We start from the raw sequence: 21,286 nt of genomic DNA on the forward strand, positions 1-21,286 counted from the left end.
ACGCCGGTTTCAACGAGTCCTGAGTTTCCGGAGCCATGCAGGTGAGAATGATCCTTTCTGGCCGCACCTCTAGCGACTCACTTTTGACACCGTTTACTCAGCCACACACGTCATTTTTTGTTGGTCGAGGGCGCCCTGACGCGCCATTATTAGAAGTATGTCTTCACGTTCTGACTCGCCCCTCGGCGCCCTCATTCGAAGCCTCAGACAGAGAGCCGGAATGACCATCGAGGAGCTAGCAGAGCGCTCAGAGGTGAGCCCGCGCGCCATTAGCGATATCGAGCGTGGTGTGAGGCAGACTCCCCACCGCAGAACCATCGCTGCACTCTCGCGCGGAATGAAGCTGTCGCCTGAGGAAGCATCGGAGCTTGAGCAGAAGTTCCACATGACTCGAGTGCGCAACACGGCCGCAACCTATGATTCGCTGCCACTACCCCGAATTTCACCGGAATTCATCGGGAGAACAGATCAGCAGTTTGAGATATGTGAGGCGCTGTCCGACGATCAGACAGGGGCGGTCGTTGTTGTGACGGGTTCGCCCGGCATCGGGAAGACTTCACTCGCTGTAAGGGTGGCGCACGCGGTTGAAAAAGGCTTTCAACACGTCGCGTTTGTCGATCTCGGAGGGCTCGGAGAGGTGCCACTTAGTTCAGTGGAAGTAGCGAGACGCCTTATCTCTGGAATTGCTCCCACCGCTATCCAGGCACCTTCCAACCAGGTGCTCGATCAACTGCAGAGTGTGATCCAAGATCGTCGAGTGCTGATCATTCTCGACAACGCAGACAACGAGACGCAGGTCCGACCGCTTTTGCCCCCTCGTGGACCATCGGCTGTTCTCGTAACCAGCCGTCACCGCCTCGCCGGGCTTGTTGGGGTGACTCACGTTGCACTTCCGCCTCTGTCAACGACTGAGTCAGTCAGTTTTTTGGAGCAGGTTCTCTCAAGCGGACCACACAACAAAACCGATCTTCATGATCTCGCAAGACTCTGCAGCAATGTTCCTCTTGCCCTCCGGATAGCGGCAAACCAGGTCAACGCCTTCCCTGCCCGAACCGTGGCGCATGTTGTTGCCAGACTTGAGAGCACGGAGTACAGGCTCGACACGCTCACCGCGGGCGACCTCAGCTTGGCTGCGGCCTGCCAATCCTCTTACGAACAACTCGACGCGACAACACAACTTGTGTTTCGCCGTTTGGGTCTCGCCGACTCAGCAGTTGTGTCTATTGGGATCGCCTCGCTGCTCTCTGAGCTTCCAGAGTTGGAGACCAGGCAAGCTCTGGATCACCTCGCCGAGCTTTCCCTCCTTGATCCCACCGATGTCGACAAATACACGGTCCATGAGCTTCTGTGGCTGTTCGCCAAGAACCGCCTGGAGCAGACCGACAGCCGCGAAGATCTTTTGCGAGCGCGCGCGACTACCGACCAACGAGTTCTCGAATCGGCCGCCATTGCGGGCAGCTTTCTCAGTGGCAGCAAGGATTTCATAGCCACCGACTGGTTCGACGCCCCTCTTTTTAGAGGTGATTCGTCGCAAGAAGCCATTGCGTGGCTCAACGAAGAACGCCCAGAATGGCACGGCGCCATGCACAGAGCAGCAGCCCAGAACGAGCATGAACGTCTCGGCATCGCTCTTCGCCATCTGCACTGGTTTTCGAAGGTTTGGCATTACCAGAGTCCGTGGGCAGATCTCTTTGGTCTGGGGGGCTACTCGGCCGAACAGATTGGCCACTACCCGGCAAGCTGCCTGTTTTATGGCGAGCAGTTGTGGTTTCTGCTTTCAGAGGGCGAAAACCACGCACAAGCGGATGCGGTGGCGAACCTCATGGACCAGGCGGCGATTGAGGCAGACTCCCCTGGTGTGCTCGCATGGGCGGACTACTATCGCGCCAGACTGTTGCTGGTTCGAGGGCAACTCACCGAAGCGCTCATCCCAGCAACGCGGGCCGCCGAAACGATGAGGGCAATGAACGAGTCCGCAGTGGCTCTCTTTGCGCTGCAACAGCAGGCAGAAGTTCTGATCCTGCTGGGGCGCATCGAAGAAGGGCTGGAGGTGCTGCGGGAGTCCCGAGCACTGTTTCTCACTCATCAAGAATCCATTGGCGCCCTCGCTGCGACTCTCGCTCACGCGAACGGAGCACGCCTGATCGCGCAGACTAACCGTGAGACTGGCAATTGGAAAGCAACTATTGAGGCGTCTACCATCGCACTCAGTGCGTTGAACAAGTTTGACTATCTCCCCACACACCCGCTCATGGCCGTGATCCTCACCTTTCGCGCAATTGCTTATGAAGAAGACGGGCAGATCTCAGAGGCCATGGTAGACCGCAGCAGGATTAGGGAGCTCTCCGAGCTTCCCTAATCCCACCGGGAGTGCGGTCATTTGTGCGGCAGCGCCGTTTTCTAAGGCCGTCGAGTTTTCGAAAACCTGCGCCGTGCGCCGAGAATCAGCAGCGCGCCACTCGAGAGTGCAATTGCGAGCGCAGCGGGCAGTACTGATGCTGATGCGCCCGTAGTCGCGAGCTTGGCGCCGTTCTGCCCTGTTGAAGTGGGCGTTGGTCGATCAGTTGGCCGAGGCTTAGCGAGGGGCCCTGGCCCTGCTTTCGGGTTTGGGCCCGGTTCTGGTTCCGGATCAGGTCCCGGCTCTCGCAAGATAATCCGAGGCACAGTGAGGTAATGGACGGTCGATACCTTCGGCGTCACAATGAGGTCGCCCGCTGGAGGCAGACCTTTGGCCTGTACCAGATTGAGAATGGTCTCGGCAGCTTCAACCTCATTTACCGTGAATGAGTACGTGAGAGTGACCGACTCCCCAGGCTCAAGCTGACCTTCCCAGCTCAGAATCTCCCCTGACAGAAGGGGCTCTGCTCCTCGCGAAGACACGGCATTCTCGTCGTAGGCGGCGTAGGGCAAAACGCCAGATAGATCGTCGGTCACGGTCACCGGATTCAGGGTCTGGTTACCGGTGTTACTCGCGGTGACGGTGTAATGGACAGTCTCTCCAGATTGCAGGGTCGATTCGGTAACCGGTTCGGCGGTTTTGCTGAGCGCGAGTCCGGGCGCCGGGGTGAAGAGCTGCACAGCATGATCCTCAACCTCACCGTCCGATGTCATGCCGACAGGCGAGTTTAGCTGTGCGGGATCACCTGCAGACCGGAAACGCACAAAGCTCGCTCCCTCTTTGAGCGCCTCGCTGCCCTCACCCGGCACCTGCCAGCGAAGAGTCGCGGTGCCGTTCTCACATGAGACAACGTTGGAACGTTCAGCATCGCTAAACACGCCGTCTCGGTTCCAGTCAACCCAGGCAGCAGCGTGCGCCTTCGTGCCACACACAATTGGCGGCAACTCGAAGACTTCACCGGGCTCCACGTCAAATTGAGCAGGAACAATCAGATCCTCGTCGGAATCCCCGTCATTGTCGTCACCGAGAGCATCGACACTATTCAGCGGCGAATCTTCGGCATCAATGATCTCACCGAGTGCCACATCGCCGGAGGTTGTGTCGGCGAGGGCGACGTCTTCAAACAGGTTCGAAGTGCCAACCGGAATAATGCCTCCAGACCACTCCTGATGAATGAAAGCACCCGCATCCCCGTAGCTCTCTGGCGCATCACCAAAGTCAGAGGCGAGCACAACGCCGATAGCGATGGCACTGCGGCCACCACCCTTGAGCTCGAAGGATGCACTCGTAGCTCCCTCCATGAAGGCGGTCGCAACGGGTCCGCGCCAAGAGCCATTTTGGTACGTGCATTCTGGTCCGTCCGAGTCAAGCTTGAGCATTCCTTCTGCGGAGAGTTGTGCCCGCGTCGCGGCTGTACAGCCTTCATTGCGTGCACGGTCGAGCAGACGCCAAGTTGCTGTTCCAGAAGGACGCGCACTGACGTATTCACCCTGGCCCGCGTTATTCGACTCCGCGTCAGAGATCACGAGTCCGTTAATCGGGACACGTTCTCCGCCGTAGCTTGCAGCGCAGTCGAGATGGAACCGCACTGTGGTGCCATCAACGGTGTTCGCAATTCCCGCGACGAGTGTGTTTTCTCTGGTGCTGCCCTTGCTGTAGAGGATCGGTAGCGCGTCACCCTTCCAGCGGCCGGAACGGTACGCTTCAGCTCGCCCCTCAACCTCGCTGGCGGTGCAGGTGATGGTGAGTGGCTTGTTGTTGAGCGTGCGGGTCGAACTCGAAACCGAACCGTTGACGATCGGAGTTTTGTCGCTGCCCCACTCGATCCAGTCGACGGCTCCCCTGTGCTGGCCGTCACCCGCATCAGCATAGGTGGCCTGAGCAGGCGCTACCGGAGCAAAAAACAACGTGAACACGGCGAGGGCAGCCCCGAATAATCGCACGGCTGCTGCGTTGCCGCGCCGTCGAGTGAGCCGTGGCGGAGAAAGGTCGGCGTGCATGGTGAACAGGCTCCTCTGTAAGTGTTGGACGTCGTATCCGCTCTCCGTTTCCCCCGGCGCGCAAAACGACCTGTGCACCTTTAAGCAAACTTGAATCCAGGTTTGAAGACCACGCCGAGCACCACGCAGTTTCGGATACTGCCTGGTGAACCGCACCCTGTTCACTCGGTAGGCTTAACTGATGTCCAATACCCAGAAACCCAAGCTTCCATTCGAAGTTTGGGCCCTGGTCGCCGGTGGTTTCGCCGTGGCACTCGGATACGGCATTGTCGCTCCGGCGATCCCCCAGTTCGCTCTCGAATTTGGGGTCAGCAACTTCGCCGCCTCCGCAATCGTGAGCGCGTTCGCCCTGATGCGGCTGCTCTCAGCACCCCTGGCGGGCTGGGTGGTCGGTCGGTTCGGCGAGCGGCGAAGTTACACAACCGGCATTTTGATCGTCGCGGCGTCCACCGGTGCGGCCGCGTTTGCTGCGGACTACACTCAGTTTGTTGTGTTGCGCGGCCTCGGGGGCATCGGGTCTACGATGTTCACGGTTGCCGCCACGGCGCTTCTCATTAAGGTGAGCCCACCTGCGGCCCGTGGTCGAGTTGCAAGCCTCAACTCGGCGGGGTTTTTGCTCGGTGGCCTGTTAGGCCCGGTATTCGGCGGACTTGTCGCCAGTTTTGGCCTGCGCGCGCCCTTTGTCTTCTATTTCTTCACGCTTGTGGTTGCCGCCTCGGTTGTGGCGATTGCGCTGCGCAACTCCACATTTGCGGGCGCCACGTCGGCCTCCCCGACGCACACCGAATCTATTGGCTTTGTGCAAGCGCTTGGGGTGTCGCAGTATCGTGCCCTTCTGGCCTCGGTGTTTACCTTTGGCTGGGCCTCGTTCGGAGTGCGAGTCTCGGTCATTCCGATTTTTGTGAAGGTTGCCCTCGACGGTGATGCCGGGGTTGCGGCCTGGGTGCTCGCCGCCTACGCGGCCGGCAATGCAATTCTCATTTTCCCCTCGGGGCGCTGGAACGACACCGTCGGTCGCAAGCCAATGATTATTGTGGGCCTGACGGTGCTCACCGCCACCTACGCGGTGTTCCCCGCGTCATCTTCGCTGTGGGTCGCCCTACTCGTCATGTTTGTAGCCGGCGCAGGATCAGCACTCGTAAATCCGGGTCAGCAGGCCACGCTCGCAGACGTCGTCGGGCTCCGCAACGGCGGCAGTGTTGTCGCTGGCTACTCCATGACGAGTGACCTGGGAGGCGTCCTCGGCCCACTCATCGCGGGTGCAATCGTTGACTTCGCGGGCTTCGGCTGGGCGTTCGGGGTTACGGCGGCGATCCTTGCGGCAGCCGCCGTGATCTGGAGCTTTGTTCCCGATTCACGCCGCCTGCAAAAGCAGCACCTCTAACGAGCTAACTCTCGAGGTTGTCGACCCCTGGCATCCACGTGAGGCCGGGCTTGCCCCATCCGTTACGACGTTCCGCTTTCTGGGCCGCTCGGTTTTCGGGGTGAACCAGCCGATCCACGTAGAGCAAACCGCTGAGGTGATCGAACTCGTGCTGCAGGATGCGCGCGAACCAGCCGCTCGCCTGAATTTCGAAGGGATTACCATCAATGTCTTGCGCGCGCAGCAGAGCGCGTTCCGAGCGCCGAAGCGCGAAGCGCTCACCGGGGAACGAGAGGCAACCTTCCTCTTCGCTCTCATCGGGTAGGCCAGGATCCGGCGGGCTGATCCACAGCTCGGGGTTAATCGCGACGCCCTGCGACGGCGCCTCATCTTGATCCTCGTACATCCACACAAAAATGCGCTTACCGACACCAACCTGTGGCGCCGCAAGCCCCACACCCGGTGCCGCGACGGTCGTCTCAAACATGTCGTCAACGAGCTGCCGAAGATCAGCATCAAACTCGGTGACGGTTGCCGCGGGGCGGTGCAGCACGGGCTCGCCGCAGATAGTAATGGGGAGAACAGACATAGGTTCAAGCTTAGTGTGGGTAGGTAACTTGATGCGGCAGCGATAGACTCTAGTTTGGAGCGATGCCATACGGCACTCTCGCTCATTCACGTCTTGTTGAGGAGATCATCGTGTCGAGCACACCAGCCGAGCAAATTGTCTGGATCGATTGCGAGATGACGGGCCTCGATATTGACAACGATGGGCTGTGCGAGATCGCTGTCATTGTGACTGATTTTGATCTCACTCCCCTCGACCCCGGTTTTGAGGTTGTCATCAATCCAGGCGGAGACGCGCTCGGCCACATGAACGACTTCGTTCGTGACATGCACACAAAATCCGGGTTGATCACCCGCATCGAGTCCGGTGTTTCAGTGGAAGATGCTGAGCAACAGGTTATCGACTACCTGAGCAAACTGGTCGCAACGGGCCGCCGCCCGATCGTTGCCGGAAACACTATCGGCATGGATCGCCGGTTCATCACCAAGTACATGCCCAAACTCGATGAGACCCTGCACTACCGCAGCATTGATGTCTCAACGATCAAGGAGCTCAGCCGCCGCTGGTATCCCGCGAGCTATTTCGGTGCCCCCACCAAGCGCGGCGGGCACCGCGCACTCGCAGATATTGCCGAGTCGATCCAAGAGCTGGCTTACTTCCGCGACACCGTCATGGTCGCGAAGCCGGGATCCAGCAAAGACGAGGTAGCCGCTGTAGCCGCAGCCGCCAGCGAGCGTTACGCCGAGTTTATTGACGGGCCTGCGGCGTCCTAACAAACACCGCAAGCCCGCCTCTGATTGCTCGTCCTGCTATGAAGTCAGCAGCAAGTCGTAGAGCGGCTTCGCGCGAGTGATCCGCTTCGGGAACGAGGCCCAGCCGTCTTCAACCCCCGAGAGCGTCTGAGCGCCCGCAAATAGCTCGTTGAGCAGCTCCCCCAGGTCTTCTACCGACCAGGAAGAAGTGATTGAGCCGTCGGCAACGCCCTCTTTAATCAGCGAGAGGCACAGCTGCTCCCACTCATTGTGGAAGCCCTGACCCCAGCTTTTCAGCTCATCCGGAAGCGAAGAGACGAGCAGGATTCCAGCCTGCACAATCGTGTCGACGGAGATCACCTTGGCGTAGCCTTCGAAGAGCTGGAAGAGGCGTTCCCGACCGGTGCCCTTACCCTCTTCCGCCTCAAGCGCGATGCCAGACAGGCGATCCCGCTGCGTCTGCAGCACGGCCTCAGCAATGTCGTCCTTGTTTCCAAAGTGGAAGTACAGGGATCCAAGACTGATCCCGGCCTCGTCAGAAATATCCTTCAGCTTTGCCTTGTCGTAGGTCATACGAGAAAAGACTCTTCCGGCGGCCTCGAGCAAAGCCAGTTTAGTGGCGATGCCTCGCGCCTGTTTTCCGGTATCTTTCATGGTGATCTCCCCCGCACCTTCGTCTGGAGTAATACTGATTTCCAGATTGTCGCACACCTACAACCTTGAAGTTGACCCTTGCGGACCGGTCCGGAAATCCAAGTTAATTATAAACAAGTGTAGAAACTACACGGCACAATGAACCCAATCATTTGCCCGCGCAGGATTAAGTATATCTAGTTACACACTAAAGGTATATGGGGTGGCTAACGGGACTTGAACCCGCGACCACCGGCACCACAAGCCGGTGCTCTACCAACTGAGCTATAGCCACCATGCAACCGCGATCTCCCTGAGGCGAACGAGGCAACCCTACGATCATAGCCCATCTTGAGCACCAGTTTTGACACTTCGGTCTACCGTGTCCACTCTCCCCAATTTTGAGGCCAGCCGGGTAGGGTAAAAGCATGCTTGAGGTGTCACACGAAGAGTTTGAGTCGATGGTTGCGGATGGCCTCGACTCGCTCCACGACGACATGCTCTCAAAACTCGACAACGTCATCTTCTTGATCGAAGACCGCCCGGCAGACAACAGCCCGATACTCGGGGTCTATGAGGGTTTCTCTCTCGCCGAGCGCGACATCTACGGGTACGGCGAAGAACCAGATCGAATCATCCTGTTCCGGGAGAACCTGCTTGAGCACTGCGCCGACATGGACGAACTGATCGCAGAGATCCGGATCACGCTCATTCACGAGATCGCCCACTTCTACGGCATCTCCGAAGAACGCATTCACGAACTCGGGTGGGGCTGATGCTCGCAACAAAAGTACAACCGGACGCAACCCGGGTGGAATCGAAACAGCCAAGTTTGGAGCCCACCTGGCAGACCGTGGTGTGGGACGACCCAGTGAATTTGATGTCGTACGTCTCCTATGTTTTCCAGACGCACTTTGGCTTCGATGCGGATCACGCCGAGCAGCTCATGCTGCAGGTGCACCACCGCGGCAAGGCCGTCGTTGCGGAAGGATCGCGGGAGACAATGGAAATGCACGTTGAGGCGATGCACAGTTATGGCTTGTGGGCGACTGTGCAGCAGGCGGGTGGATCATGAAACTCCAACCACTGCCCGAAGGCGGCTTGCGGCTCCTCCTCAACTACGACGAAGCCGCGATGCTCGACCAACTCATCACCCAGCTCATGCAGTTGCTGCAGAGCCACAGTGGAACAGCTCTCGACCCCGACCCGTTGTTCGCAAGCCTCGAAATTGGTGGCTCAGAAGAGGTCCCGGAAGATCCGGCTCTTGCTCGGTTGTTTCCAAACGCCTACGAAGGAGATGAGCAGTCTTCGCAGTTTCGTCGGGTTACCGAGCAGGGACTCCTCAACCGAAAGCTTCAAGACGCAGCCCAGGTGTCGTCGGCGCTCGGACTCGGCGGGGGTTTGCCCGACGAAGACACACAGTTTGAGGTCGACATTCTGGCATCAACGCTGCCCGCCTGGGTAAAAACCATCACGGCCCTGCGTCTCGCCATCGCGGCAAGGATCGGGCTGAACACGGCTGAGGATCACGATCGCCTGCTCTCAGAGGAAGAAACCCGCGGCACAGTGCTGGTGTTCGACTGGCTCGCAGCGATCCTGGAATCAGCACTCATGATGAGGCTGTCACGAGACGAAGACGACGAAGCCAGTGACGGCGTCGGGAGCACCCCCGTCTAACTCGGGTTCTGCAGTGACCTTGGGTCTACTACCGGCCCCCTTTCCGTGAGCAGGCTTGCAGAGGTGACCCCGCTGCTGCCAAATCGACTGCGCACCTCGTCGACCGCCTGATCGACGGCTCGCCAGTCCTCGTCATCGCTCCACAGCGCCGCCGCATCACTCCCCTCCGCAACCAACTGTTCAGCCCGCACACCGATGAGCCTGACGGGTTTGCCCACCGCGTTGAGGCCATCAAAAAGCTCGCTGGCGGTCTGGTAAATGCGCTGGGTCGCGTTTGTTGCCTCTTGCAAGGTTCGGGATCGGCTCAGCGTTTCAAAGTTCGCCCAGCGCACCTTGATCGCCACCGTGCGCGCCTCGACACCCGCCGCGCGAAGCCGCTCGGCCGTGCGGGTTGAGAGCCGAAGTAGCTCACGGCGCAGCACCTCTGGGTTTGGCTCGTCAAAAGCGAAGGTCTCTTCGTGGCCGATGCTCTTTTCGATCCGCGTTGTCTCCACCCCGCGCGCGTCGTAACCGTTGGCCAGCAGGTGAAGTTTTTGTGCGCTTGCCTCACCCACAACCTGCCGGAGTGACGCGAGTGGCTCTCGGGCAAGGTCTCCAACTGTGTGGATCGCCCGCGAGCTCAGGGCTCGTTCTGTTGCTTGCCCCACTCCCCACATCGCCGAGATGGGAAGTGGGTGCAGAAACTCAAGTGTGCGCTCGGGTGGGATCTCGAGAATGCCGTCGGGTTTTGCGCGTTGCGAAGCCAGCTTGGCAATGAACTTTGTGCCGGCGAGACCCACGGAGGCGGGAAGCCCCGTTTGCTCTCGGATCCGTTCGCGCAGCTGTCGGGCGATCTCAAACGGCGACCCAAAGAGACGCACGGATCCTGCCACGTCTAAAAATGCCTCGTCGATGCTGAGCGGTTCAACCAGCGGCGTGAACTCCTCAAAAATGCGCATCACGGCGTGTGAGGCCTTGCGATATTTTTCATACGTCGGCGGGATGAGAACCAGTTGCGGGCACAGCTGCTTTGCGCGCGCGATCGGCATAGCCGACCTCACCCCAAAACGACGCGCCTCGTAGCTCGCACTCGAGACAACAGAGCGCCCGGTGTCGTGAGCAGCGGCCACCGGAAGCCCTCGCAGCTCCGGCCGATCCAAGAGCTCAACCGACACAAAAAACGAGTCCATGTCAACGTGCAGCATTGACGCAATCTCGCGTTTCGGACCATCCATGCTTCCATTGCATCACAGACCACTGACATTCTTCGTTGGGCCCGAGCTTTCGGCCGCGAGTTCTGCCGGAATGTCAGTGGTCTCTTGTAGCGTTGTGGTGACGGATACTTCACGCCAGATTCTCCTGAAAGTGGGAACACGATGAGCAAACTGCGTCACACAGTTCAGCAGCTTCGAGATCGCCCGACTGCCGACGTGCTGATCATAGGTGGTGGAATCAACGGCATCGCCACCTTTCGCGAGCTGGCGCTCCAGGGAGTTGATGTCGCGCTCGTGGAGAGAAACGACTTTGTCTCGGGAGCCTCGGCCGCGTCGAGCCACATGGTTCACGGTGGTGTGCGCTACCTCGAAAACGGTGAACTCCGCCTCGTGAAAGAGGCGGTGCAAGAACGAAACCGTCTGATTCGCAACGCACCGCACTACGTGGCCCCGCTGCTCACAACAATTCCGATCTTTAAGACTTTTTCAGGGGTACTTACGGCACCGTTCCGGCTGCTGGTTTCGCACGGTCGCGGCAAACCACGCGAGCGCGGTGCCCTACTCATCAAAATCGGACTGATGATCTACGACACCTTTTCGCGGGGCGGCGGACGAGTTCCTCGCCACCGTTTTCACGGCCGAGAGCGGTCGCTTCGAGAACTCCCCCGCTTAAATTCGCGGATCAAATACACCGCGAGCTATTACGACGCTTCAATGCACGAGCCTGAGCGCCTCGCACTCGATGTGCTCTACGACGGCATCGCAGCGGGCGCGGCACCCAAAACCGGTGAGAACAACACCGCGAGGGCAGCAAACTACGTCTCCGTGGTTGGGCTCACGGAAGGCTCGGGAGCAGGCGACTCTGGCCCGAACGAGGGCAGCTCGGTGCTTCTGCGAGACGAAGTCAGCGGAGAAGAGTTCTCGCTATCAGCGCGCCTCATTATCAACACGAGCGGCCCCTGGACCGACCTCACAAACACCGCGCTCGGCCGCCCCACGAACTTTATGGGCGGCACGAAGGGCTCGCACATCGTGTTAGACAATCCAGAGCTTCTAGCGGCGACTGCCGAACGCGAGATCTTTTTTGAGCACTCAGACGGTCGAGTGGTGCTCATTTACCCCCTGAAGGGTCGCGTGTTGGTCGGCACGACCGACATCAACGCTGACCCTAGCGAGCAGCCGGTGTGCACTGACGACGAGGTTGACTACTTCTTCGAGCTGATAGGTCACGTGTTTCCTGGCATCTCGGTTGACCGCTCGCAGATCGTTTATACGTTCTCAGGGATCCGGCCGCTCCCGCGGCACGATGACACCGTCCCTGGCTTTGTCTCACGCGACTACCGCATTGAGCACGGCGCAGTAGGTGGCGTTCCTCTCCTCAGCCTGGTTGGGGGCAAGTGGACAACATTTCGGGCCCTCGCAGAACACCTCGGTGACACAGCACTTCAGATCATTCGAGTGCCACGCACCTCAAGCACACGCAACACAGCCATCGGCGGCGGCGCTGGCTTCCCGAAGGAGAAGTCCGCCCGAAAGATCTGGATCTCACGCAATGCCAACGGACACAGTCGCGAACTCGTTGAACTGATGCTCAAGCGCTACGGAACTCGGGCTTCAGAGCTACTCGCCGCGATTCCAACCGCCCCGAAGGAGCTGACGGGGGCGCCCGGGCACTTCCGTGAGGAGCTGGAATATGTCGCGGGGCACGAAGACGTGGTGCACCTCGACGACGTGATCCTGAGACGAACCTCTCTGGCGTTCACCGGAGGTCTCACCCGCGAGGCTCTTACGGAGATCGCCGCGGCGATCGCACCCGCGTTCGGGTGGAGTGCGGCGGCACAAAAGCGTGAGGTGAGCCGAGCGGCACAGATCCTGCTCGATGTCCACCGCGTCGAACTGGGCAGCACCGGGATCGCACCAGCACCAACAACAGACGGAGCAACTCATGTCAGCGTCTAACACTCCCCAGTACGTGATCGCGATCGATCAGGGCACCACTTCCACTCGCGCAATCGTCTTTGATCACGACGGCAGTGTTGTCTCCGTCGGCCAGAAAGAGCACGAGCAGATCATGCCCCAGGCGGGTCATGTCGAGCACGACGCAGTTCAGATCTGGCAGAACGTGCAAGAGGTTATTGGCACGGCGCTCGGCAGAGGCGATGTGACCGATCGCAATATTGCGGCGATTGGGATCACGAACCAGCGTGAAACCACGGTGGTGTGGGATCGGCACACCGGCGTGCCCGTCTATAACGCAATCGTGTGGCAAGACACTCGAACGCAGGCGATGGTCGACCGGCTCGCGGAAGACGGCGGCGCTGATCGGTTCAAGGCGATCACTGGCCTGCCACTCACGAGCTACTTCTCCGCCTCCAAGATCGCGTGGATTCTGGACAACGTAGAGGGTGCACGCGCACGCGCAGAGGCTGGCGACCTACTATTTGGCACAACCGATTGCTGGGTGCTCTGGAACCTCACCGGCGGAGCCGACGGTGGTGTGCACCTCACCGATGTCACCAACGCGTCTCGCACGCTGCTCATGGATCTCACGACGCTCGCCTGGCGAGATGACCTTCTGGCAGCCTTCAATATCCCGCGCTCTATGATGCCTGAGATCCGCTCGTCTTCCGAGGTGTACGGCGAGGCCGAGTACTCCTCGCTGTTGCGAGGAACACCCATCGCCGGCATTCTTGGCGATCAGCAGGCGGCCACGTTTGGTCAGGCGGCATTTGGGCCGGGCGAATCAAAGAACACCTACGGCACCGGTTGTTTCCTCATGTTCCAAACCGGCGAAGAAATCGTGCACTCGGCGAACGGGCTCATCACGACCGTTGGCTACAAACTTGGGGATGGCCCCACCCACTATGCACTCGAGGGGTCGATCGCTGTCGCGGGCTCACTCATTCAGTGGCTGCGGGATCAGCTCGGTCTGATCCACTCAGCCTCCGAGGTAGAAAAACTCGCGCGTTCCGTCCCAGACAACGGCGGTATCTATGTGGTGCCCGCTTTCTCCGGTTTGTTCGCACCGTACTGGCGCCCCGACGCTCGCGGTGCGATCGTTGGGCTCACGCGGTACTCCAACCGCGGGCACTTCGCTCGCGCGGCGCTTGAGGCCGTTGCGTTCCAGACGCGAGACGTGCTCGACGCTGTCAACGCCGACGTGTCGGCCTCTGGAGGAGTGCCCCTCACAGAGTTGCGTGTCGACGGAGGCATGGTCGCAAACGAGATGCTCATGCAGTTTCAGGCAGATGTATTGGGTGTGCCTGTCGTGCGCCCCGTCGTCGCTGAAACCACCGCGCTCGGGGCCGCCTATGCAGCGGGCCTCGCGGTCGGCTTCTGGTCGGGGCTCGAAGAACTGCGTGCGAACTGGCGCGAGGATCATCGCTGGTCGCCGTCACTGGCGGCCGACGAGCGTGACCGCCAGCTCCGACTGTGGCGCAAGGCAGTCACGAAATCGATGGACTGGATCGACGACGACACAGAACCAGCCACGGAGGCCTAATCCGCGGCAATTCACCTACGACACGCACCTCCACCGGTTTTGCACTATCGATTAAATAGTGCATAATTGCACTTTGTGCCCGAAAGTGTAAATGCAACTGGTGTCGAGCTGCGCAAGCGGCAGACCCGCCGCGCGTTAAGCAGACACGCACGGCGTCTGACAATTGAACATGGACTGAGTGGCTTCACAATCGAACAGGTTTGTGAGCTCGCCGGAGTCAGCCGCCGCACCTTCTTCAACTACTTTCCCAGCAAAGAAGATGCCGTTGTGGGTGGGGCTGAAGAGATTGATCCCTCCATCTTGGACACGTTCATGCGTGCCAGGCCAGAGGGGATCACCGGCATATCCCCCACACTCGCTGACGACCTCATCGCACTCGCCATCGATGCAATAGGTGAATTTGGCGATTTCGATGAGTTTGACGATCCCCGCCTCGTCATCGCACGCGAGCCACAGCTGCTCGACCGCTTTATCGGAGCGGGGGAAGAGGCCGAGCGTGAGCTCGCAGTGCTCATCCAAAACCGGGAAGGTCTCGGTGCAGACGATCCTGCCGTTGCAATGATGGTGGGACTCTTCACCACACTTGTCTGGCGCACCGCATACCGTTTTTTCCAACCCGATAACCAAACCCCACTTGCTGAGCTACTCGCAGAGTCTCTCGAGACAGCTCGCACGCTGTTCACGCAATAACCCCAAAGGAAATACTTCGAATGACCTCCCTCACCGCAAATCCGGTGCTGCTCACTCAACGGCGCATCTGGATTATCTTCTCGGCACTCATCGCCGGGATGCTGCTGTCGAGCCTCGACCAGACCATCGTCTCCACCGCAATGCCGACAATCGTCGGGCAGCTCGGCGGCGTGGAACACCAGGCCTGGATCACCACGGCATACCTGCTGGCGACCACCATCGTGATGCCGATCTACGGCAAGTTTGGTGATGTGCTCGGTCGACGCAACCTCTTTTTGATCGCGATCGCACTCTTTACCCTCGCTTCAGTGGGTTGCGCGTTCGCAGGTAACTTCTGGATGTTTGTGGTCTTCCGCGCAATTCAGGGCCTCGGTGGCGGCGGTCTTATGATCCTCTCGCAGGCGATTATCGCCGACATTGTTCCGGCCTCAGAGCGCGGCAAGTACATGGGCCCGCTCGGCGGCATCTTTGGTCTCTCGGCCGTTGCCGGCCCCCTTCTCGGCGGCTACTTCGTCGATCACATGACCTGGCAGTGGGCGTTCTACATCAACATTCCGGTCGGAATCATTGCCTTCGCTATCGCCTGGTTCACCCTCACGATTCCCACCCACAAGGCCGCGAAACGCATCGACATTGCCGGTGTTGTGCTGCTCTCGATCGCAACAACCTGCCTCATCTTCTTCACCGATTTCGGTGGCAATAAGGATCATGGCTGGGGCGCTCTTGAGACCTGGGCCTGGGGAGCCGGACTGCTGATCGCGGCTGCCGCGTTTGTGTGGGTCGAGTCGCGCGCCGAAGATCCGATCATCCCACTGTCGCTCTTCCGCAACCCGATCTTCTTGAACACCACCGCGATCGGCTTCACGCTCGGACTCGGTATGTTCGCTGCGATCGCGTTTGTGCCCACATTCCTGCAGATGGCCTCGGGCACATCCGCCGCAGTCTCAGGCCTGCTGATGATCCCGATGATGGTGGGCATGCTGGGCACCTCGATCAGCTCCGGCATCATCGTGTCAAAGACCGGGCGCTACAAGATGTTCCCGATTATCGGCACACTCGTGACCGCCGGTTCAATGCTCGCGATGACCACACTCACCGCGACAACCCCGATCTGGCTGATCTGCGTGTACCTGTTCTTCTTCGGCGCTGGTCTCGGCCTCATCATGCAGATAATGGTGCTCGTGGTTCAGAACGCGGTCCCCCCGACCGAGGTTGGCACCGCCACCAGCACAAACAACTACTTCCGCGAGGTTGGCGCCTCACTCGGTGTCGCGATCTTCGGTGTCATGTTCACCACCAGGCTCTCCGACAACCTGCTCGGTGTGTTCACCAAGTCGGGTGCGGATCCGAGCGCGGCCGAGCAGGCGACAAAGACCCTGGATCCCTCGATCCTCGCGGATCTGCCCGAGACCGTGCGTGACGGCATCGTGAATGCGTACGCAGATTCCCTCGCACCCGTGTTCTGGTATCTGATCCCGTTCCTGCTGATCGCGTTTGTGCTCTCGCTGTTCCTCAAGGAAATCCCGCTCTCACACGAGTCCGGTATGGTCGCTCGCGGTGAGGCCATCGACGGCGAGGAGGCCCTTGAGGCCGAGCGTGCACTCCTCGCGGAGAAGCGCGGTGAGAAGGTCCCGGAGCCGCAAGGCGAGAAGGTAGGCACCTCCACGGGAGCGACTCCGCTCCCCTAGCTGAGCTAAGCTCACGCTCTACCGCCGAGCCTGCGTTACAACACCGAGCCTGCGTCTTACGTCTGCAGTCTCAGTGCTGGGACGCGGGCTCGGCGCTTTCGCCTTTTGCCCAGGCAGGGCTCGGTAGGTGAAGCAGCACGAGACCAATGCCCGCGAGCATGGCGTTTCGAATCGCGGGGTCGAGCCCATTCCAGTCCGTGGATCGCCACATCTGGAACCACTCCCCGCCCACCGCGATAAATCCGCCGGCGAAGAGCAGAACGATCAGTACGAGCCCGAGGCTTGCCCAGCGGCGAGCTCGCGCGAAACTCGCCGAGCCGAAGATGGCGCGCATAAAGTCGACAAACGCGATGATCAGCACGATCGCAGCAATAGATTCGATCAGGATCACGCCAATGTAACCGAGATGCCAAAGCACCGGGTTGTCGATGGCGCGCCACATGACATCGGGATCGAGCCCCTTACCAGCGGGCTGGCCAAAATTGGTGGTGTCCATCGACAGCACGTGCTGTACAAACGCGAAGTTCGTACCGTAATCGGTGATGTTTCCGAGCGCGACTAAAAAGATATAAAGCGCGTTGACAAAAACAAAGACGGCCGCAGCAAATGGAAGCGTGCCCAGCTTCTTCCACCCCTGCTCCCCAGCGGTGTGAGTGTTCATGCGATTAGGCTAACTCGCACCACCGGGGAACAGCAAGGAAAAGATGACTGCTGGGTTCGTTACTGCGCCGCTCGTTCAAGCACTAGCTCGCGCACGCGAGCTGCGTCTGCCTGGCCGCGCATGGCCTTCATGACGGCGCCGATGACGGCTCCAGCGGCCTGCACCTTACCGTCGCGAATTTTCTCGAGCACGTCGGGCTGCTGAGCCAGCGCTGCGTCGATTGCCTCGATCAGAGGGCCGTCGTCTGAGACGATCGCGAGGCCACGAGCGGCCACGATCTCTTCAGCGCTTCCCTCGCCGTCGATGATCCCCTGGATCACCTGACGCGCAAGCTTGTCGTTCAGTGTGCCCGCATCGACGAGCGCAACGAGTTCCACCAGCTGCGCGGGTGTGATGAGATCTGCCGCGGTCACGGAGCGCTCGTTTGCGATGCGCGCGATCTCGCCGGTCCACCACTTGCGGGCGGTCTGCGGTGGGACACCGGCGGCGACGGTCGCTTCGATCGTGCCAACAAGCCCGGCATTCACAACGTCCTGGAACTCCAGTGCCGAGAAGGCCCACTCGTCACGCAAGCGACGACGACGCAGGGTCGGGTGCTCGGGCAGACCAGCACGCAGTTCTTCCACGAGCTCACGCGACGGCGTCAGCGGGGCCAGGTCGGGCTCAGGGAAGTAGCGGTAATCGTCGGCGTCAGACTTCGGGCGTCCCGGCGAGGTTTCGCCGGTGTCCTCGTGCCAGTGGCGGGTCTCCTGCGTAATCGAGCCACCGTCGGCGAGGATCTGAGCCTGCCGCTGAATCTCGAAGCGCACCGCTCGTTCGATCGAGCGAAGAGAGTTCACGTTTTTTGTCTCGGTGCGTGTGCCAAGCACTGCCATGCCCGCACCCTCGTTGCCGCGCGGACGCAGCGAGACGTTTGCGTCGCAGCGCAGGTTACCGCGCTCCATACGAGCGTCTGAAATGCCGAGTGCGACAACCATCTCACGAATCGTCGCGACGTAGGCCGCGGCAATTTCGGGGGTATCAGCTTCGCCGCCGAACACGGGACGGGTCACGATTTCAACGAGCGGCACTCCGGCTCGGTTGTAGTCTACGAGCGAGTACTCTGCGCCCTGAATACGACCGGTGCTGCCACCAACGTGGTTGAGCTTGCCAGCGTCCTCTTCCATGTGAGCGCGCTCGATGGGCACGTGCACCACACGCCCCGAAGCGAGTTCAACCTCAACCGAGCCGTCGTGCGCAATCGGATCGTCAAACTGCGAGATCTGATAGTTCTTGGCCATGTCTGGGTAGAAATAGTTCTTGCGCGCAAAACCCGAGACCTCAGCGATCTCGCAACCGAGTGCGAGACCCAGTCGGATCGAGTAGCGAACCGCCTGGTCATTCACAACGGGAAGCGAACCCGGCAGGCCGAGGCATACGGGGGTCAGGTTAGTGTTCGGCTCGGACCCAAATAGGTTGGGCGCCGAGGAGAACATCTTGGTTTTGGTGTTGAGCTCAACGTGAACTTCGAGCCCGATGACCGGCTCGAAGAGTTCCAGCGCACGCTCGAAGTCCATCAGCTTGACCTTCGCCATTAGCGGGCCGCCTTTCCGGTTGTTGCGTTCGCAAGGGACGGCGCTTGAGCCCAGAACGGAGTTCCGTCGCGCTCTTCGATCAAACGCTCAATTGCGGCGCCCGCGCGGTACAGTCGTGCGTCTTCAAACGCCGGAGCCATCAGCTGCAGGCCAACCGGCAGGCCGTCTTCAGCCGCGGTGCCGATGGGCAGGCTGAGACCGGGGATTCCCGCGAGGTTCGCGGGAATGGTCGTTGCATCGTTGAGGTAGTCCTGCATCGGATCTGCTCCGTGCTCGCCCAGCTTCCACGCGGTTGTTGGGGCGGTCGGCGATGCGATGACGTCGACCTGCGCAAAGGCGCTGGCAAAGTCACGCTGAATCAGCGTGCGCACCTTCTGCGCGCTGCCGTAGTAGGCGTCGTAGTAGCCGGCCGAGAGCGCATAGGTACCCAGAATGATGCGGCGCTTCACTTCAGCACCGAAGCCCGCAGCGCGTGTTGCGCTCATTACGTTCTCGACGGTGCCGCCACCCTGCGGGGTCACGCGCATGCCGAAGCGAACCGAGTCATATTTTGCGAGGTTGCTCGAGGCTTCCGCCGGCAGAATCAGGTAGTAAGCGGCCACGGCATATTCAAAGTGAGGCGCGTCAATCTCAACGATCTCTGCTCCCTGCGCTGTGAGCTGTGCGAGTGCCTCTTCGAAGCGTGCCTTAACACCGGTCTGCACGCCATCAAGCATCAACTGCTTGACCACACCAACACGAAGTCCGCGCAGCGTGTCACCCGCGGCTCCCTCGCGCGCCGCAGCGGCCATCGAGGGCCAGGCGAAGTCAAGGGAGGTCGAGTCGTGGTGATCGTGGCCCGCGATAACGTCGTGCAGCAGGGCAGTATCAAGCACGGTGCGAGCACAGGGACCGACCTGGTCAAGCGAGGACGCGAGAGCGATCGCGCCGTAGCGGCTCACACCACCGTAGGTGGGCTTGACACCAACCGTGCCGGTCAACGCGGCTGGCTGGCGGATCGAACCGCCCGTGTCTGAGCCGAGTGCGAGGGGTGCTTCGAACGCGCCGACGGCGGCAGCGGAGCCACCACCGGAGCCACCCGGCACACGATCAAGCTGCCAGGGGTTGTTCGTTGGCCCAAAGGCCGAGTTCTCAGTGGAGGAACCCATTGCGAACTCGTCCATGTTCGTCTTGCCAATGGAGATGAGACCCGCGTTACGCGCCTTCGCAACCGGTGTTGCGTCGTAGGGCGACATGTACCCCTCGAGCATCCGAGAGCCCGAGGTCGACGGCATGTCGGTGGTTACGAGCACGTCTTTCACGGCGAGCGGCACACCAGCAAGTTCGCCAAGCTCTTCGCCGGCAGCGCGGCGGGAGTCGATGGCACGAGCAGCAGCGAGCGAGGCATCGGCGTTGGTCGCGAGGAAGGCACCGATTGAGCCGTCAACCTCGGAAATACGATCGAGGTGGGCGCGCACGGCCTCTTCAGAGGACACCTCGCGTGAGCTGAGCTTCGCGGCGAGATCGGCCGCGGTCATTCGTGTGAGGTCTGACATTACTGCTCCTCCCCCAGGATCGAAGAAACCCGGAACATGCCATCGGCAGCCTCCGGCGCGTTTGCAAGCGCCTGCTCACGAGTCAGCAAATCGGCAACCTCGTCTTTACGGGTCACGTTGTTGAGCGGATTCGGGTGGCTTGTTGCGGGCACATCGGCCCCTGCAACTTCGCTCACCTTCGCAATGTTGGTGAGAATTGATCCGAGGTCGTTTGTCAAGGAGACAACCTCGGCTTCGGTGAGTGCGATGCGGGAGAGACCGGCAAGATGCTGCACGACTTCTGCCGTGATCTCGCCGTTCGACGCGGTGCGAGTTGCCGCACTGGTTTCAGACATGCTGCTCCATCGATAAAGTCGGGAGTGGGTGGTTCGGTGAACCACACCATCCTATCTCTGAGCGGGCTGGCCGGGGCCTGAGCCTGCCCGGGTGCCGTCAATGTTCCACAGCCCTGAACAGCCGCGGCGATGGCTGGTGACCAGATGAACGTCAACAATTCCAATTGCGGTCATGAGCGCGTACATCATTGTTGGCCCGACAAAGCTAAAGCCGCGTCGTTTCAGCTCTCGGGCGAGTTCCGTAGCCTCCGCTGAGGTGGTTGGTACCTCGTCATCCGAGACCGGGCTCGGAGAGGTTTGTGGTTGATAAGCCCAGACCAGCTGAGCAAGGTCGGTGCCCTCTTCGCGTAGCCGCTGAGTCGCTTGAGCGTTAGTGATCGCCGCTTCGATTTTTCGGCGGTTTCTAATGATGCCGGTGTCTTGCATGAGCGACTCAACCCGAGCATCATCAAATTCAGCGACCCTGTCGACGTCGAAGCCCACAAACGCGCTGCGGAAGCCTTCTCGTCGGCGCAGAATCGTGCTCCAGGAGAGCCCAGCTTGGAATGCCTCAAGCGTCAACCGCTCGAATACCCCGGCTTCGTCGCGAACGGGCATTCCCCACTCAGTGTCGTAGTACTCCTGCATCAGCGGGTCAGTATTGGCCCAGGCCGCACGAATAAGGGGCGAGGAAGTTGCTTCTGGCATCGTGTAGTTACCTCTCTGTCTCAGGTGTGT

General features: G+C 60.2%; 19 protein-coding genes and 1 tRNA gene. 10 read left to right on the forward strand and 10 right to left on the reverse strand.

The window, feature by feature from the left end:
• Positions 1–157: 157 nt before the first annotated feature.
• Complete coding sequence (locus G7068_RS02540) at positions 158–2,359, forward strand: ATP-binding protein (RefSeq protein ID WP_280116210.1); 2,202 nt, start codon at positions 158–160, stop codon at positions 2,357–2,359.
• Positions 2,360–2,400: 41 nt separating this feature from the next.
• Here the strand turns inward: G7068_RS02540 and G7068_RS02545 are convergent, their stop codons facing one another.
• On the reverse strand, positions 2,401–4,398 hold the full coding sequence (locus tag G7068_RS02545) for a CshA/CshB family fibrillar adhesin-related protein (protein ID WP_166288417.1): 1,998 nt from the start codon (positions 4,396–4,398) through the stop codon (positions 2,401–2,403).
• Between the two features lie 181 nt (positions 4,399–4,579).
• Here G7068_RS02545 and G7068_RS02550 point away from each other — a divergent pair, with 181 nt between their 5' ends.
• Positions 4,580–5,782 carry an MFS transporter gene (locus tag G7068_RS02550; RefSeq protein ID WP_166288421.1) on the forward strand — a complete coding sequence of 401 codons (1,203 nt, stop codon included), beginning with the start codon at positions 4,580–4,582 and terminating at the stop codon, positions 5,780–5,782.
• A 4-nt stretch (positions 5,783–5,786) separates the two neighbouring features.
• On the opposite strand, the gene def is transcribed toward G7068_RS02550, so the two are convergent.
• The gene (def, locus tag G7068_RS02555; RefSeq protein WP_166288423.1) at positions 5,787–6,350 is read right to left on the reverse strand and encodes a peptide deformylase; all 564 of its coding nucleotides are present in this window, start codon (positions 6,348–6,350) and stop codon (positions 5,787–5,789) included.
• 110 nt (positions 6,351–6,460) lie between these two features.
• On the opposite strand from def, the gene orn reads away from it, so the two are divergent.
• Entirely contained in the window at positions 6,461–7,102 is a 642-nt protein-coding gene (gene orn, locus G7068_RS02560; RefSeq protein WP_205881333.1) for an oligoribonuclease, read from the forward strand.
• A gap of 36 nt (positions 7,103–7,138) precedes the next feature.
• Here the strand turns inward: orn and G7068_RS02565 are convergent, their stop codons facing one another.
• Both G7068_RS02565 and G7068_RS02570 read right to left on the reverse strand, forming a co-directional pair.
• Complete coding sequence (locus G7068_RS02565) at positions 7,139–7,735, reverse strand: TetR/AcrR family transcriptional regulator (protein WP_166288426.1); 597 nt, start codon at positions 7,733–7,735, stop codon at positions 7,139–7,141.
• Positions 7,736–7,933: 198 nt separating this feature from the next.
• Positions 7,934–8,009, reverse strand: a tRNA-His gene (locus G7068_RS02570).
• Positions 8,010–8,142: 133 nt separating this feature from the next.
• Here G7068_RS02570 and G7068_RS02575 point away from each other — a divergent pair.
• The 3 genes from G7068_RS02575 to G7068_RS02585 are packed head-to-tail and all read left to right on the forward strand — an operon-like array spanning position 8,143 to position 9,391.
• Positions 8,143–8,490 (forward strand): metallopeptidase family protein, encoded by a 348-nt coding sequence (locus G7068_RS02575; protein WP_166288429.1) that lies wholly within the window; start codon positions 8,143–8,145, stop codon positions 8,488–8,490.
• Positions 8,491–8,525: 35 nt separating this feature from the next.
• Positions 8,526–8,789, forward strand: coding sequence for an ATP-dependent Clp protease adapter ClpS (clpS, locus tag G7068_RS02580; protein WP_341873762.1), 264 nt, complete (start codon positions 8,526–8,528; stop codon positions 8,787–8,789).
• Entirely contained in the window at positions 8,786–9,391 is a 606-nt protein-coding gene (locus tag G7068_RS02585) for a DUF2017 family protein (protein WP_166288435.1), read from the forward strand. The genes clpS and G7068_RS02585 overlap by 4 nt, the downstream gene beginning before the upstream one ends.
• Here the strand turns inward: G7068_RS02585 and dinB are convergent.
• Positions 9,388–10,605 carry a DNA polymerase IV gene (gene dinB, locus G7068_RS02590; RefSeq protein WP_166288438.1) on the reverse strand — a complete coding sequence of 406 codons (1,218 nt, stop codon included), beginning with the start codon at positions 10,603–10,605 and terminating at the stop codon, positions 9,388–9,390. The two genes, G7068_RS02585 and dinB, sit on opposite strands and share 4 nt — an antisense overlap.
• A 141-nt stretch (positions 10,606–10,746) precedes the next feature.
• On the opposite strand from dinB, the gene G7068_RS02595 reads away from it, so the two are divergent.
• From G7068_RS02595 to G7068_RS02610, 4 genes are all read left to right on the forward strand, one after another.
• Entirely contained in the window at positions 10,747–12,543 is a 1,797-nt protein-coding gene (locus G7068_RS02595) for a glycerol-3-phosphate dehydrogenase/oxidase (protein ID WP_166288441.1), read from the forward strand.
• Entirely contained in the window at positions 12,530–14,086 is a 1,557-nt protein-coding gene (gene glpK / locus G7068_RS02600) for a glycerol kinase GlpK (protein ID WP_166288444.1), read from the forward strand. The genes G7068_RS02595 and glpK overlap by 14 nt, the downstream gene beginning before the upstream one ends.
• Positions 14,087–14,161: 75 nt before the next feature.
• The gene (locus tag G7068_RS02605) at positions 14,162–14,776 is read left to right on the forward strand and encodes a TetR/AcrR family transcriptional regulator (protein ID WP_166288447.1); all 615 of its coding nucleotides are present in this window, start codon (positions 14,162–14,164) and stop codon (positions 14,774–14,776) included.
• Positions 14,777–14,796: 20 nt separating this feature from the next.
• A complete protein-coding gene (locus G7068_RS02610) occupies positions 14,797–16,464 on the forward strand; it encodes an MDR family MFS transporter (RefSeq protein ID WP_166288450.1) in 1,668 nt (555 codons plus the stop codon).
• A gap of 70 nt (positions 16,465–16,534) precedes the next feature.
• Here G7068_RS02610 and G7068_RS02615 read toward each other — a convergent pair whose 3' ends face one another.
• Genes G7068_RS02615 through G7068_RS02635 form a run of 5 tightly spaced genes read right to left on the reverse strand, consistent with a single transcriptional unit; the run spans position 16,535 to position 21,256 of the window.
• Complete coding sequence (locus tag G7068_RS02615) at positions 16,535–17,125, reverse strand: DUF2165 domain-containing protein (RefSeq protein WP_166288453.1); 591 nt, start codon at positions 17,123–17,125, stop codon at positions 16,535–16,537.
• Positions 17,126–17,184: 59 nt separating this feature from the next.
• A complete protein-coding gene (gene gatB / locus G7068_RS02620; RefSeq protein WP_166288456.1) occupies positions 17,185–18,699 on the reverse strand; it encodes an Asp-tRNA(Asn)/Glu-tRNA(Gln) amidotransferase subunit GatB in 1,515 nt (504 codons plus the stop codon).
• Complete coding sequence (gatA, locus tag G7068_RS02625; protein WP_166288459.1) at positions 18,699–20,234, reverse strand: Asp-tRNA(Asn)/Glu-tRNA(Gln) amidotransferase subunit GatA; 1,536 nt, start codon at positions 20,232–20,234, stop codon at positions 18,699–18,701. Before gatA ends, gatB begins: the two co-directional genes overlap by 1 nt.
• On the reverse strand, positions 20,234–20,569 hold the full coding sequence (gatC, locus tag G7068_RS02630; protein ID WP_166288462.1) for an Asp-tRNA(Asn)/Glu-tRNA(Gln) amidotransferase subunit GatC: 336 nt from the start codon (positions 20,567–20,569) through the stop codon (positions 20,234–20,236). Before gatC ends, gatA begins: the two co-directional genes overlap by 1 nt.
• Before the next feature lie 51 nt (positions 20,570–20,620).
• Complete coding sequence (locus G7068_RS02635) at positions 20,621–21,256, reverse strand: DNA-3-methyladenine glycosylase I (RefSeq protein WP_166288465.1); 636 nt, start codon at positions 21,254–21,256, stop codon at positions 20,621–20,623.
• Between the last annotated feature and the right edge of the window lie 30 nt (positions 21,257–21,286).

It is taken from the genome of Leucobacter viscericola, from assembly GCF_011299575.1.
In the GTDB taxonomy this organism is placed as follows: domain Bacteria; phylum Actinomycetota; class Actinomycetes; order Actinomycetales; family Microbacteriaceae; genus Leucobacter; species Leucobacter viscericola.

Coding starts and splice junctions, on each gene's coding strand:
- G7068_RS02540 (WP_280116210.1), top strand. CDS start 158: ATGTCTTCACGTTCTGACTCGCCCCTCGGCGCCCTCATTCGAAGCCTC.
- G7068_RS02545 (WP_166288417.1), bottom strand. CDS start 4,398: ATGCACGCCGACCTTTCTCCGCCACGGCTCACTCGACGGCGCGGCAAC.
- G7068_RS02550 (WP_166288421.1), top strand. CDS start 4,580: ATGTCCAATACCCAGAAACCCAAGCTTCCATTCGAAGTTTGGGCCCTG.
- def (WP_166288423.1), bottom strand. CDS start 6,350: ATGTCTGTTCTCCCCATTACTATCTGCGGCGAGCCCGTGCTGCACCGC.
- G7068_RS02565 (WP_166288426.1), bottom strand. CDS start 7,735: ATGAAAGATACCGGAAAACAGGCGCGAGGCATCGCCACTAAACTGGCT.
- G7068_RS02575 (WP_166288429.1), top strand. CDS start 8,143: ATGCTTGAGGTGTCACACGAAGAGTTTGAGTCGATGGTTGCGGATGGC.
- G7068_RS02585 (WP_166288435.1), top strand. CDS start 8,786: ATGAAACTCCAACCACTGCCCGAAGGCGGCTTGCGGCTCCTCCTCAAC.
- dinB (WP_166288438.1), bottom strand. CDS start 10,605: ATGGATGGTCCGAAACGCGAGATTGCGTCAATGCTGCACGTTGACATG.
- G7068_RS02595 (WP_166288441.1), top strand. CDS start 10,747: ATGAGCAAACTGCGTCACACAGTTCAGCAGCTTCGAGATCGCCCGACT.
- glpK (WP_166288444.1), top strand. CDS start 12,530: ATGTCAGCGTCTAACACTCCCCAGTACGTGATCGCGATCGATCAGGGC.
- G7068_RS02610 (WP_166288450.1), top strand. CDS start 14,797: ATGACCTCCCTCACCGCAAATCCGGTGCTGCTCACTCAACGGCGCATC.
- G7068_RS02615 (WP_166288453.1), bottom strand. CDS start 17,125: ATGAACACTCACACCGCTGGGGAGCAGGGGTGGAAGAAGCTGGGCACG.
- gatB (WP_166288456.1), bottom strand. CDS start 18,699: ATGGCGAAGGTCAAGCTGATGGACTTCGAGCGTGCGCTGGAACTCTTC.
- gatA (WP_166288459.1), bottom strand. CDS start 20,234: ATGTCAGACCTCACACGAATGACCGCGGCCGATCTCGCCGCGAAGCTC.
- gatC (WP_166288462.1), bottom strand. CDS start 20,569: ATGTCTGAAACCAGTGCGGCAACTCGCACCGCGTCGAACGGCGAGATC.
- G7068_RS02635 (WP_166288465.1), bottom strand. CDS start 21,256: ATGCCAGAAGCAACTTCCTCGCCCCTTATTCGTGCGGCCTGGGCCAAT.